Annotated in this window: 10 protein-coding genes and 1 tRNA gene; 8 read left to right on the plus strand and 3 right to left on the minus strand. The window is 57.5% G+C overall.

The window, feature by feature from the left end; translation table 11 throughout:
- Positions 1 to 69 precede the first annotated feature (69 nt).
- From fabZ to NW818_RS05755, 4 genes are all read left to right on the plus strand, one after another.
- Positions 70 to 570, plus strand: coding sequence for a 3-hydroxyacyl-ACP dehydratase FabZ (fabZ, locus tag NW818_RS05740; RefSeq protein ID WP_414328980.1), 501 nt, complete (start codon positions 70 to 72; stop codon positions 568 to 570).
- Between the two features lie 232 nt (positions 571 to 802).
- Positions 803 to 1,780 carry an acyl-ACP--UDP-N-acetylglucosamine O-acyltransferase gene (gene lpxA, locus NW818_RS05745; RefSeq protein WP_414382304.1) on the plus strand — a complete coding sequence of 326 codons (978 nt, stop codon included), beginning with the start codon at positions 803 to 805 and terminating at the stop codon, positions 1,778 to 1,780.
- A gap of 26 nt (positions 1,781 to 1,806) precedes the next feature.
- Positions 1,807 to 3,015 (plus strand): lipid-A-disaccharide synthase, encoded by a 1,209-nt coding sequence (gene lpxB, locus NW818_RS05750; RefSeq protein ID WP_414424055.1) that lies wholly within the window; start codon positions 1,807 to 1,809, stop codon positions 3,013 to 3,015.
- Positions 2,975 to 3,661: a sensor histidine kinase gene (locus tag NW818_RS05755; RefSeq protein ID WP_414424056.1), complete on the plus strand. Its 687-nt coding sequence runs from the start codon at positions 2,975 to 2,977 to the stop codon at positions 3,659 to 3,661. The genes lpxB and NW818_RS05755 overlap by 41 nt, the downstream gene beginning before the upstream one ends.
- On the opposite strand, the gene NW818_RS05760 is transcribed toward NW818_RS05755, so the two are convergent.
- A complete protein-coding gene (locus NW818_RS05760) occupies positions 3,651 to 4,142 on the minus strand; it encodes a DUF4168 domain-containing protein (protein WP_414424057.1) in 492 nt (163 codons plus the stop codon). The two genes, NW818_RS05755 and NW818_RS05760, sit on opposite strands and share 11 nt — an antisense overlap.
- An 808-nt stretch (positions 4,143 to 4,950) precedes the next feature.
- Between NW818_RS05760 and NW818_RS05765 the strand changes: the two genes are divergently transcribed.
- Both NW818_RS05765 and NW818_RS05770 read left to right on the plus strand, forming a co-directional pair.
- Positions 4,951 to 5,292 carry a DUF3155 domain-containing protein gene (locus tag NW818_RS05765; RefSeq protein ID WP_049749658.1) on the plus strand — a complete coding sequence of 114 codons (342 nt, stop codon included), beginning with the start codon at positions 4,951 to 4,953 and terminating at the stop codon, positions 5,290 to 5,292.
- A 222-nt stretch (positions 5,293 to 5,514) separates the two neighbouring features.
- A complete protein-coding gene (locus NW818_RS05770) occupies positions 5,515 to 5,772 on the plus strand; it encodes a DUF3146 family protein (RefSeq protein ID WP_414329773.1) in 258 nt (85 codons plus the stop codon).
- Positions 5,773 to 5,953: 181 nt separating this feature from the next.
- Here the strand turns inward: NW818_RS05770 and NW818_RS05775 are convergent, their stop codons facing one another.
- Positions 5,954 to 7,954 carry a primary-amine oxidase gene (locus NW818_RS05775; protein WP_414424058.1) on the minus strand — a complete coding sequence of 667 codons (2,001 nt, stop codon included), beginning with the start codon at positions 7,952 to 7,954 and terminating at the stop codon, positions 5,954 to 5,956.
- 926 nt (positions 7,955 to 8,880) lie between these two features.
- Here NW818_RS05775 and NW818_RS05780 point away from each other — a divergent pair.
- Positions 8,881 to 11,541 (plus strand): ATP-binding protein, encoded by a 2,661-nt coding sequence (locus NW818_RS05780; RefSeq protein ID WP_414424059.1) that lies wholly within the window; start codon positions 8,881 to 8,883, stop codon positions 11,539 to 11,541.
- A gap of 13 nt (positions 11,542 to 11,554) precedes the next feature.
- Here NW818_RS05780 and NW818_RS05785 read toward each other — a convergent pair.
- A tRNA-Arg gene (locus tag NW818_RS05785) sits at positions 11,555 to 11,627 on the minus strand.
- A 485-nt stretch (positions 11,628 to 12,112) separates the two neighbouring features.
- Here NW818_RS05785 and NW818_RS05790 point away from each other — a divergent pair.
- Positions 12,113 to 12,550: a hypothetical protein gene (locus NW818_RS05790; RefSeq protein WP_414341644.1), complete on the plus strand. Its 438-nt coding sequence runs from the start codon at positions 12,113 to 12,115 to the stop codon at positions 12,548 to 12,550.
- Positions 12,551 to 12,637 lie beyond the last annotated feature (87 nt).

A 12,637-nucleotide genomic window follows, 5' to 3' on the forward strand; every position in this document is an offset into this window, starting at 1 on the left:
CTTATTATTGACTAGAGTCATGCTCCCCGTCCGGGATTTGGTTTTGTCCTCTGCCTCTGTGGGTTCACCATGGCCTCTGATGTCTCCCCTCCTCCCCTCCTCTCGGCTGAGGCAGCCGCTCAATTGTCAACTGCTCCCCCCGTCTTCACAACGGAGCAGATTTTGGAGATCTTGCCCCATCGCTATCCTTTCTTGCTGGTGGATCGGGTTGTGGAGTATCAACCGGGGCAACGGGCGGTGGGCCTGAAAAACGTCACCTTCAACGAGCCTTTTTTTCAAGGGCATTTCCCCAACCGACCCATCATGCCCGGCGTCCTAATCGTCGAGGCCATGGCCCAGATAGGGGGGATCGTGTTGACCAAGTTGCCGGACGTGGCCGGGCGTTTGGCCCTGTTTGCCGGGATCGATGGCGTTCGCTTTCGCCGCCCGGTACTGCCGGGGGATCAGCTGCTGCTCTCCGCCGATTTGCTCACCATTCGCCAGAGGCGCATTGGCAAGATGTTCTGCCGCGCTCAGGTGGGAGGGCAACTGGTAACCGAGGGGGAGCTGATGTTCTCCCTGGTGGATTGATGGGCCAACAGCGGCCATCCAGGAGGCGCTCCGGTGTGGGTTTCTCGCAATTGAGATAAAGTGTTGGGATAGAAAGATGGCTCAGGGGCTGCTTGCGCCTTTCTGTCGGGATACGGTAAACATGTTGTCGCGACAGTGGGGCGTAGCTCTAAGGCTCATCTCCCCTGGAGTCAAGTCTTGGTGATCCTTCGCAGGGTTGGGAGCGTAACCACAGTTGCTGGCTAGGTCGGAAATGAGTTCGTTCGCTTCAGCGGGATCCACTCCCAACATCTCTGCAAGTGCGCCGCACCGCTCACGGGAGCGGATTCATCCCACTGCGGTGATCCATCCGAAAGCTGAGCTGCACGAAACGGTGCAGGTTGGCCCCTATGCGGTGATCGGCGAGCATGTTCGTATCGCTGCCCATACGGTGGTGGGAGCCCATGTGGTGATCGATGGCTGGACGGAAATCGGCGAGGGCAACCACATTTTTCCGGGAGCAGTTGTGGGCACCGAGCCTCAGGATCTGAAGTACAGCGGCGCCCCCTCTCAAGTGGTGATCGGCAGAGGCAATCGCATCCGCGAGTTCGTCACCATCAACCGGGCTACCAATGAAGGGGAAGCCACCCTGATTGGAGATTACAACCTGCTGATGGCCTACACCCATGTCGCCCACAACTGCGTCATCGAAAATCAGGTGGTGATTACCAATGCTGTTTCCTTGGCCGGCCATATCCACATCGAGTCTCAAGCCCGCATTGGCGGCATGGTCGGGATCCACCAGTTCACCCGCATTGGGCGCTTGGCCATGGTGGGGGCGATGAGCCGGGTTGACCGCGACGTTCCCCCCTACATGTTGGTGGAAGGACATCCGGCTCGCATCCGCGGTCTGAACTTGGTGGGGCTGCGGCGAGCCCAAGGGATGGAGGGATCCCTGCCCTTGCTGCGGCAGGTCTACCGATTTTTGTACCGCTCAGGGTTGCCTTTGGAAAAAGCGCTGCAAACACTGCGCAGCAGCCTGTGTGTCGTTTGTAACAGCGGTGCGGAGGGAGAGCGCCATGTCCTTTCCCTACAGGGGAAAGAGTGGGTGGACGAGACGGGATCCCTGCAACATCTGCTGCAATTTTTGGAAGACTCCCTCTCCCAGCCCCAACGACGTGGCCCTCTGCCGGCCCTGCGCGGGAGGGGGGAAGATCCGCCGGTGCAGAGCACTTCAGAGCTGGATGACTAAAGATTGGGGTCGGGAGCGTAGCTCTAGTGAGCCACCTGTTCATCTGCACGGGCGAGGTCTCAGGGGATCTGCAGGCCGGCCATCTGATCGAAGAATTGCTGCGCCAACGCCCTCAGCTGCGCATCACCGCCGTGGGAGGGGAGCGCATGGCTGCTGCGGGGGCCCGTCTGTTGCACCGCACCACCGAGATCAGCTCTGTTGGCATTTTAGAGGCTCTTCCCTTTGTCGGCCCCGCCCTCTGGACGGAGTGGAAGATTCGCCGCTTTTTAGCCCAAGACCCGCCAGATGTGGCCGTGCTGGTGGACTACATCGGCGTCAACAGCCGCATTGCCCGTCTGCTGCAACGGCGGCAGATCCCTGCCGTCTATTACATTGCTCCCCAAGAGTGGGTGTGGTCGCAGGATGCCCGCCTCACCTACCAACTGGCCCAGCAGATGCGGCTGATGTTGGCGATTTTCCCTGAGGAAGCCCGCTACTACGCGGCGGCAGGAGCCCATGTCCAGTATGTGGGCCATCCCCTGTTGGATATTTTGGCCGCTGTGCCCAGCCGTGCTGCCGCCAGAGCCCAGTTGGGGATCCCTGCCGAAGCCACGGTGGTGGTGGTGGTGCCGGCTTCGCGTCGGCAAGAGCTGCGCTCGGTTCTGCCTGTCTTGCTCAAGGCCGCTCAGTTGTTGCAAGCTCACCTGCCTCAGGCGCAGTTTTGGGTGCCCTTGGCCTCGCCCCGTTTTGCTGCCCCGATTGCGCGGGCTGCCCGCCGCCTTGGGCTCAACCTCACCCTTTTGGATCCCCAAGCTCTGCCCTTCTTCTCCCCCCACAAAGCTCATCACCTCGCCTTGGCAGCGGCTGATTTGGTGTTGGCCAAGTCGGGCACGGTGAACTTGGAGACGGCCATCTTGGGGATCCCCCAGGTGGTGATCTATCGCCTTAACCCCCTCACCTTCTGGATCGCCCGCCATTGGCTGAGGGTGTCGGTGCCCTTCATGTCTCCGCCCAACCTCGTGCAGATGCGCCCCATTGTGCCGGAGTTGCTGCAGGAGCAGGCCCAGCCGGAGAAGATCGCCCAACTGGCACTGGAGTTGCTAACTCGGCCGGAACGCCAAGCCCAACTGCAAGCCGACTACGCCGCGATGCGGGCAGCCCTAGGAGAACCCGGCGTTCTGGCTCGCGCTGCCAAGGCCATCCTAGAGGTGTTGGATGGCGCAGCCGGCCCCCAGCGGCATCCCTTTTGCCGCTAACTCCGGCGACCCAGCACCTGGGGCACGGCCCGTCCTCCCGCCAAGGCCGCTGTCGAATCCTCCTCTTCCAGATACTCAGCATCTGGAACTGCAGCAGTTGGAGATGCTCAAGGGACTCCGTCCCGCTAACGCGAACGGTTCACAGCAGCCCTGCTGGTTGGAGCTGCAAGAGTGGTTGCCCCAGATCGCGGAGCCCTTTGCTCAGGAGGCCCATAGCCGCCATCAGCGCTTCAGCCTTGGGATCCCTCCAGGACTGTCTGCCATTTTTACCCTGCCGGGAGTGCTAAAGTCGGTGCTGGCGGAATTGCTGAAAAATGCATGTAAATTCACCCCTGCTGGGCACCTGATCAGCCTTCAGGCCACCTGCCATTCCGACCACCTGGACATCCAAGTCCTCAACACCGGCGTAACCATTCCCCTGGAAGAGCAAAAGCGGGTATTTGAGAAGTTCTATCGGGTGCCCAGCGCGGATCCCTGGCGGCAAGGGGGGACAGGGTTGGGGTTGGCCCTTGTGCGGCAGCGGGTAAGCCTGTTGCAAGGAAGCATTCACCTCAACAGCGAGGCCAACCACACCTGCTTTACCTTGCGGCTGCCTCGGGTTCTCCCTGTCTTTGGCCAAGGCAAGCCAGCTCAGCCTAGGGTGTAGGCGTCGGGGTGGCCGGCTTTGGAGAGTTGGAAGCTTCCCCTTCCTGCAAAACTTCTTGCAAGCGGGCCCGAACCCGCTGGTTGAGAACAGGATTTTCGTTCGCCAAGGTCATCAATTCGCGGTATTGAAGCACCGTCAGCCCTTGCTCCTCGACAATGCGGCTGGCTTGGGTTTCTGTGCGCCGCATAATTTGCTCGTACTCCTCCTCGTTCTGGGTTTCCCGCAGTTGGGCGCTGGCTTCCCGAATCAGGGGATCCAACTCCAACAGAATCCGCACCAACTGTTCCACCTGGGCATCGGTGACTTGCTCTGGGGTCAGGGCTGGAGATGCCACAGGGCTGGGAGTTGCTGTGGCCGGAGCCTCCCCCGAAGTTGGAGAAGCAGTTGCAGCAGGGCCAGGCGACGGGGTTGCTCCCTGTGCCCAAACCGGCAGGGATCCCAAGCTGAGTCCCAGACCCATCAGCAACGCGAATTTCATCATGCCCAAAACTCCCCAAACCCAGACAAGATAGACCTAAGCCCTTGAGGTGCAGCCAAACCTGAAGCCAGACTAGCAAGATGCCTGAATTCCGTCTAATCGGTTCAACGCAGTCCTGGCAGCCCATCAAGCCCATTCCAGCTTGCCGGTCACCTGGCGCGGGATCTATCCAATCCCTACGGTACCAGAACTCCTCACTCCAGGGCTCCCAGGATGAACTCGCGCAAGGGCTGCATGGACATGCTGGGGATCTCTTGTAGAAACAAGAAGTTGGTTGTACAGTCTTACATGCGCTGTTCAACGGTAGCCCGGCACCGGAGTGCCCCTTTCTCTCCTCGGTTGAGCAGCTCCAGACTTGCAGCACTGGCAATTGACTTAGCACTTCAGCCCAAAGGGGGTTGTCTTGAAGCTGAGCTTAGGTATATGTTCTGTTGAGTATCGTTTTTGTTAATGTTAGGCTAGGGGCCAGATTTGATGCGGATCTCCCACATCGGCATCTGACTTTCTTCGCAGGTGTCAGAGCCCGCGGATCCCCCATCAATATCAGCAGTCAACCTAGCAAACGCCCAATCGCCAGCTCTCTTTGCAGGCGATTGTTGGAGGATTTTTTGTTCGGAGAAAGGTTCCCGATTAGATTTTTTTGGGCGCGTCCATAAGTAACCCTTCAAGGGCTTTGAGGGCGACTGCTGTCTTTATTGCCTTTGTAAAAGATGATAACAAAAATGGGTAAAAGTTATTGCTTTTCTTAAGCAGCGCTGATATATTCTTTGCGGTTGCGGTTGTTCGGTCATCCTTCTACAGGAGGCTTACATTGGTTAGGAGAAGAAAGCGTAAGAGCCGCCGTCGTCTGGAAGGGCGCAAGATTTTAGATCACATTCCTCAATTTAATTTGGACAGTGGTGAGGAGAAGTCTGTAACCGCTGCTCGAAAATATATTCAGGAGAAGTCTATTCAGCCCCCCGCACTTATTTTGGTGCGACGAAATGAACATACAGTTGATCGGTTTTTCTGGGCGGAGAAGGGGTTGTTCGGCGCGCAATATGTCGAGGAGAACCACTTCCTTTTTCCCAGCCTGCGAGCTTTGTTAGCAGAGGTTGCGGCTGAAAAGCCAGAGAAAAAATCCTCGAAGACCCTTGCAACTGCCGCTCGCTAGCTTCTGGCCAGCTTTTCCTACTTAGCAGGAGCTCAGGAAACAGCCCCCCTACCCTGGGGGGTTTGTTGCAGCCGCTCTCAGAAGATCGAAAGAACTGACCCTGTGTACGGGATCCCTCCCCACGGGTTGAGCTTCTGATACCTCACTCCCCATGCTGGATCTGCTGGCGGCAGCGAGGGAGCCACGCGCTACCCTACAAGGGATCCCGTCGGGAGATGCCGGATGAGCCGACTGCCTCAGACCACTGCCCACATCCAAATTACCCGCCGCTCTTGGCAAGAGGGTGCCATTGAGGGGGAAGTCAATGCCAATGGTTGGGTTTGGCGCTTTTGCTGGCGCTTTCGGGCCGGAGAGCTCAGAGTGGAGCCTTCTGTGGGGCGGGCTTTGATTTGCGAGCCCTTGAGCCGTTTTCTGGAAAAATCCGACTATCTGCTGGAACCGGGCAGCAACTACTCGTTTGTGATTCGCAGCAGCTTGTGAACTCTCAATCTGAGCAGATCTGAGCAGAGCTTTTGCCCAGCACCAAAGACCGGGGCTGAGCAATGGAAGGCACCTGCTACGGTGACCCAGAAACCAGGTCTCAAGCCCCGTGGGCGAAGAGTGCCTCCCCTCTCACTCCTGTCGCGCCCAAGCTGTTCGCACTTGAAAGAATCCTCGCCCTCTAGGCAGGGGGGTAGTCAATAAAGCTGCAGCAGCCTTTGGTCTTCGGCGGGGGAGGAGGCACATCCAGAGCTGGGTTGCACTCAAAGAAGCCCAGGGGCTTGAGCATAAAGCCGATGTAGCTAACCGGCATCACCGGCCAGTCCTCGGTGCGGGGGAAGTGATTGCAGCCAAAGCTATACCAGAGCACCAGGCGGGTGTTTTCCAGGGATCGGTTCGCTTGCGTCCATTTCACCAGCCCTTCGCCACCGGGGTGTTGGTTGGGGTAGTCCCCTGCTGGGAACTTCTCGCCGGGATGGTAGGGCGTGGCCCAGAGGTGGTGGGCCAGGTATCCTGCCCGTCGGTACAGCCAAGAGTCGGGGTGGGCCAAAAGCTGGACGTTTTCCCCCGGCATCAGTTTGTAGGCCACCGGCTGTCCCAGGCGGTTGTGGCGATTGGGGTTGACAATCTTCCAATAGCGGCCCCGCAAGGGATCCACCGTTTGCTTAGCCTCCTGCTCGGTTTTGAGCAGGGTGGAGCGGGCGCGAAAGGCGTTGCCGTGAGGGTTATCCGGCCCCAGAGGCAGAGGTTCTGCATGCACTTCATAGAGGGAGTTGCACGGCCCATCCACCGCCATATCGAGGCGGACAGTGAAAAAGTGCTGGTGGTTGAGGCCAGACAATTGGGGTGCCACCAAGACGCCAAACTCCGGCTCTTCCCCCGGCAACGTGGCGCAAGTGTTGATGATGCCGGTGAGCTTGGCTTCAAACTCCAGCGTGCCGTCTTGGTAGAAATACCAGAAAAAGCCGTAGTCGTAGTTGCCAATGGTGGTGAAAAAGGAAAGCACCAACCGCCGCGAGCGCCGCACCTGCGCCCGTTCCGTGCGCCAGTCGGTGTGCTTCCAGAGCACCCCAAAGTCCTCCTCGTGCATACAGACGGCATTTTTCAAAAGCATGGGCTCGCCGCTGTTGGTGGGCAGCCAGGCATCGAAGTAGTAGATTTCCCCCAGACAGTCGCAGCCCAGCCGCAGGGAGTTGGCCTGCATGCCAATGCCGTATTCCCCCACATCGAAGGCATTTTTGCGGAAGTGGGGATCCCGCGGATCCCCGTAGGGCACCACCATCTCGGCTACCGAGGCGCGGTAGAGAATGGGGCGAAGGCGGCCTTGATCCTCGTAGCTCACCTGGTGGAGGACGAGCCCCTCTCGCGGGTTAAAGCTGATGCGCAGATCCCACTTCTGCCAGCGGATGTGGTGGCCGTCCACCTGGAAGCTCACCCCTTGGGGCTGAGTGATTTCTAGCGGCTTCAAGTCTTGGCGAAAATCTTTGAAAAACAGCTCGTCGAAGTTACCGGACTCCGGCGGCAAGGGCCACAGACCCCGATCCTCCACCTTGACAACTTGCATGCGGTTGAGGTCAATCCAGGGGTAGAGCCCCTCGATGGGGCGGGCATAGCCGTTGTCGCAAGGGGAAGTACGTAGGAAACAAAAGCCTCGCACCAGCCGCCGCCCTTCTTCTTCCGGGATCCCGAAGTAGCCCACCGTCCAGTAGTCCACCATCACCAAATCCACATCGGCAATCCCCCGCCGCTGCAGAGCCGCCAAAAATTGGGGATCCTCCTTGAGCAGGCGGTCGCAGGCGTACACCTCATCATCCAACAGGGGGGGCTGCACGCCCGCAATGAGCTGCCAAGAGCGCACCTGCTGTGTTGACAGAGAGACCACGGCTTCGTAGGTGTTGCCACTGGCCGGATCCAACAGCACCACGAAAGCCTGCCGATCCCACGGCTGCCCCGGCTGCCACGCTTCCATCCAAGGCCGCTCCGGCTCTTGTAGCTGGATGGTCACAAAGCGCCCCTGAGAACTGAGGGGCCGTTGCCGGCGCAGGATCTGCACCACTTGCCGCATCTCCTCAGCACTGAGGGGATCCAAGGGGTGGCCTTGGGGCAATGAAGCCTGGCCAAGCAAAGCAGATTCACTCGACTGGCTATGTCGATCCAAACTGGGAGAAACTTCACAAACCACAGCAATAACCTTGAATTCTTCAGTTGGAAAATGATTGAGTTGAGCTAGGAAAAAATAGGGAGAAGTCTGCTGAGAAAGGTCAAAGGGATCCCTTCGCTCGCCATGCCGCGGGCCAGCCCATCAACCCAACTCAGAGAATCCAGAAAACCTAACAGCAGGCTAAACAGACTATCCTGTTGCCATCGCCAACATCGGGCAACTTTGCAAGAGATACCCGGGGAAAGGAAAACTTAAGCCAAAGCCCAAGGAAGTGAAGACAACCTCGGCCCTGCTAATTGTCCAGATCTAGCAATCTTCTGTTTCCCCGTCCGCTAACCAAATGAAGAGGGCAACGGCACCTTGAGAAGCCGCGCCAGGGCGAACAGGAAACCGTCAACCCATCGGGAAAATCTGAATACAGGCCTTGCCAGGAACAAACCCAAACTTAAGAGCAGCAGAAACTTTCTGAGATTAAACGTCAGGCTTAACGTTGCACAGGAAAGCATAAAAAAGAGAAAACGCTTCACGCAGGCTAAGGGCAGGATCACACCGAGAAGGCACAACCCAACGTTGACCTCTCCCGAAAACGCAAAAATGTCTCGAAACCTGCCCCGACCCTACCTGCCAGGGGGATCCCACCACTTGGGATCCGAAATGCAACTGACGATACTATAGCAGAGGCACCCCCCTTTCCCACAAGCCCGGCCCAAAGCCTCCCGGTCGCATCAGCAGGGTGTGACCCTAGGCCTTCTCCCCGTGAAGTTGAAGTCCAGCTCAAGTTGAAGGTTTGGTGTCGGAGAACACATATCCATATCGTAAGAGTTACCCTGAAGCCATGCTTAAGGTTAGGAATTTCTAACAATTCGAATAGTAGGATCCCTCACGTCTCCTGAAAATCGTCCACAATGAGGCAGGGCTTGCGGCAAATTAACCGTCTGGTGAGGGAGATGGCTTCAACTCGATACCGCCTGGTGCCGGTGCGGCCAGGAGACGGCAGCTTTTATCCAGAGCATCTCTATTTGGCCTTAGAAGCCACCCAACTGGGCTATTGGCAACTGGATCTGCGCACCTGGGAGTTGAGTGCTTCTCCCCAGTGCAAGGCCAAATACGGGCTGGATCCCGGCCAAGATTTCACCCTGGAAGTGTTTTTGCAGCACGTTCACCCGGAAGATCGCCAAAGGGTGAAAGAAGCTTTGCAGACGGCTGGGCCCAGGGCGGTAGAGGGGGATCCCAACTTTTCGGTGGAATATCGGGTTTACCAGGCCGACGGCCAGATGCGCTGGCAGCTTTCCCAGGGGATTGTGCTCTTGGGGCCGAAAGGGGATCCCGGCGAGATTGTCGGCGTGACCCTGGACATCAGCGAGCGCAAGCAACTAGAGGCCACCTTGGCCGAGCGAGAGCGCCACTATCGCCAGCTCCTGGAAGCCCTGCCCGACATGCTGCTTCGTCTGGATCGCCAGGGCCGCTGTCTGGAGTTCAAGCCGCCCAGCCATTTTTCTGTCCCCCATCCCCCTGCCTACTACCTGGGCAAAACTCCTGAAGAGCTGTTTCCTGAGGTCGTCTGCGCCGGTGCGGCAGAGCCCACAGCCCAAGCCATTCGCGAGCATCTGGAGCTGGCCCTAGCAACCCGGCAAGCTCAAGAGATCGAATACCCCTGCCCAGAGGGATCCCCTCAGCCCCAATATCGCCAGGCCCGCATCGTTCCCTTTGGGGAAGATCAAGTGCTGGTGATCATCAGAAACATCACCCCTCGCAAGCAAGCTGAGCTGAAACTGCAGCGGCAATTGCAGCGAGAAAGACTGTTTAATCAGCTCATTCAGGCCATCAACACCTCTCTGGACTTACCCACCCTATTTGATGTGGCGGTGCGGGAAGTGGGGGCAGTGTTGCAGGCAGCACGAGTTACCCTTTATCAGTACCTGCCCGCTGAGGCCGTGTGGTTGGGCATTGCCAGCCATAGCCGATTTCCTAATTTGCCCAACAATCTGAACCTGCGACTGCCGGATAGCAGGGATTTTATGGTTTTCGATCATTTGAAACGGCTGCAAATTTTTCATGTCCAGGATCCGGAGCAGATTGCCGATCCCTTTGCCATTTATGAGAAGCGAGAATACCAACTGGGCCCTTGGCTGGTGATCCCGGTGGCTTGTCAGGAACAAATGTGGGGCGGGCTATCGCTGCGGCGCCTGACTTCAGATCCGGATTGGCAAACCGATGAGATCGAGTTGGCCAAGGCTATCGGGGAGCACCTGGCAGTGGCCATTCAGCAGGCAGAGCTTTATCAAAAGCTGCAGCAGGCCAATGCTGAATTGGATTACCAAGTGCGGGTGCGCAATGCAGAGCTCGAACAAGCTTACAACGACGAAGCGCTACTCCAGCTCATCACCGAAGAAATTCGCTCCACTTTGGATGAACAAAAAATCTTGGAAACGGTAGCCCGAGAACTGGCCCTGAGCTTGAACCTATCCAATTGCACCATTGCCCTTCATGACCCAGAGCGGCAGGTCAGCGTTTTGGCGGTGGACTATTTGGCCGGAGAAGGGATCCGGCGCTTTCCCCTGGAGGTTTCGTTTGCGGATTTCACCCATGTGCTTCGTCAGCTCCAGCGCGGACAGCTTTGCCACTTCAGCAATCTCCATCACCCCTGCTGGCCTAACCATGACCGCTGTACCCTGATCGTCTCCCCCATCTGTGAAAAAAGGGATCTGGCAGGGCAAGACGAGGAACTGCTTGTTTTGGGGAATATTTGTGGATCCCGTCCACCGGGGCAGATATTTACCGAGCGGGAACAACGGCTTATCCAACGGGTAGCCGGCCAATGTGCCATCGCCATTCGCCAAGCACGTCTTTATCAAACGATCCAGCGTCAGGTGCAACAGTTGCAGGAGCTCAACCAACTCAAAGATGAGTTTCTGCACATGGTCTCCCACGAAATGCGCACACCTCTCACCAACATGAAGCTGGCTATTGGGTTTCTATCTAAAGCCAACCTAACCGAGCGGGAAAGGCGCTACTTTCAAATTTTGGAGATGGAGACCAACCGCGAGCTGGAGTTAATCAACGACCTGTTGGAATTGCAAGCCCTCGAATCCGGAAACAAAGTCCTCAGACTTACCTGTTTATCTCCCCAGGAATGGATCCCCAATCTTGCCGAGCCCTTCCGGCTGCGAGCTGCCCAACAGGGCCAACAGTTTCAGGTGGAATGGGATCCCGACCTTTCGCCCCTCTACACAGATGAGAGCCTCTTGTCGCGGGTGGTTGGCGAGCTTTTAAACAATGCGTGTAAGTACACCCCCACTGGGGAAAGCATCTATTTGAGTGTGAGCCAGGCTAACTCCAATGGCCGTCCCGGCTGGCTGATCACGGTGCGCAATACAGGGGTGGAAATTCCTGCAGAAGCGTTGCCCCGCCTTTTTGAAAGGTTTTATCGCATCCCCCAGTTGGATTGCCGCAACGCCGGGGGAACGGGCTTGGGTCTATCGCTGGTTCAAAAGGCAGTGGAGCTGATGGGCGGATCCCTGCGGGTAGAAAGCCACTCTCGGCAGGTGATGGTTCAGATGTGGTGCCCCCATCAGGGCAGCTTGTCGGAAACCCCAAGCAAGGCTTAGAGGGCAAGGCCAGCGCCTTGCGCAGGACTCGAACCTGCAACCATCGACTTAGAAGGTCGGTGCTCTATCCTTTGAGCTAGCAAGGCCGAAGAAAAGGGTGCAGAGCCATTATATCCCCGACCAAGTTCCCAATCCCCAACCCTGCCCACCTGCCTCTGGCTTGGATTTCCGCAGTGTTGCTTGGGCAAATTGCGCGGTTTGCCTTGGGGAGCCAGGGCGGGATCCCTTCACCATGGGAATGTTGGTTTTCGCTCAGGATATGAACGTCAAAGAGATCGTCTGCCAAGCTCTTGGAACGGGACGTCTGGGCGTCTCTCAGGAAACTTGACTGTACGGATAAGGAAGACTTGCAGACGGCAGATGCTTTGAGCAGATGCTTTGATCAGTGCCTTTTTGGATGGCGCTGTGCAGCGGGAGAGCCACAACTGGGCTCCCTGTGCATCGATCCCTTAAAATGGGCGAGCCGAAAGCAGAAAAGTACTCGTTTGAGTTCGAGGATCCCATGCAACCGAGCTATTGCGTCGGAGATAAGTCCAAAATGGGTGTTGAGGTGTCGAAAATTGGGATCCCCATGCCCTTGCTCCCTGATCCTGGCTCAGCTGCGGAAAAGAAAGCTGCCTCTGGCACTCAAGCTCTGTCTCCGGCAGCCAAGCGTCTGCTGCGCCTCTATCACGGTGGTAGCTTCATCTTTCTGGGCCTGCTGTGGCTGGTGGTCGGGATCCCTAGCCTTTGGGCTTTGCGAGCGGATATAGCCCGCCTGTGGGATTACTTTACTTGGACGGGCCTGCGATATGCCTTGTTTCACCGCCCAGGATGGCCGACTTTGGGGTTGTTGCTCTGTGTCAGCTTCACGATGGGGATCCTGATTGCCCAAAGCCGCTATGAGCTGTTCGGCCTGTATCCGGTGGAGCGTCTCATGCTGGAGCAGCAATCCCGCTGGATCCTATCCTTGCCGGTGTGGCATCCGCTGCGGCGCTGGTTGGTGCGCAGGTTGGATACTCAAGATTAGGTTTTGGCTGCTACTTGGGATCCCTGCCGGCACCGAGGCAAAATCTCGTTTGCGTGCGGGTAAACTACCCGACTCCGACCGCTAAAG

The organism is Synechococcus sp. R6-5, from assembly GCF_047461775.1.
GTDB lineage: Bacteria > Cyanobacteriota > Cyanobacteriia > Thermostichales > Thermostichaceae > Thermostichus.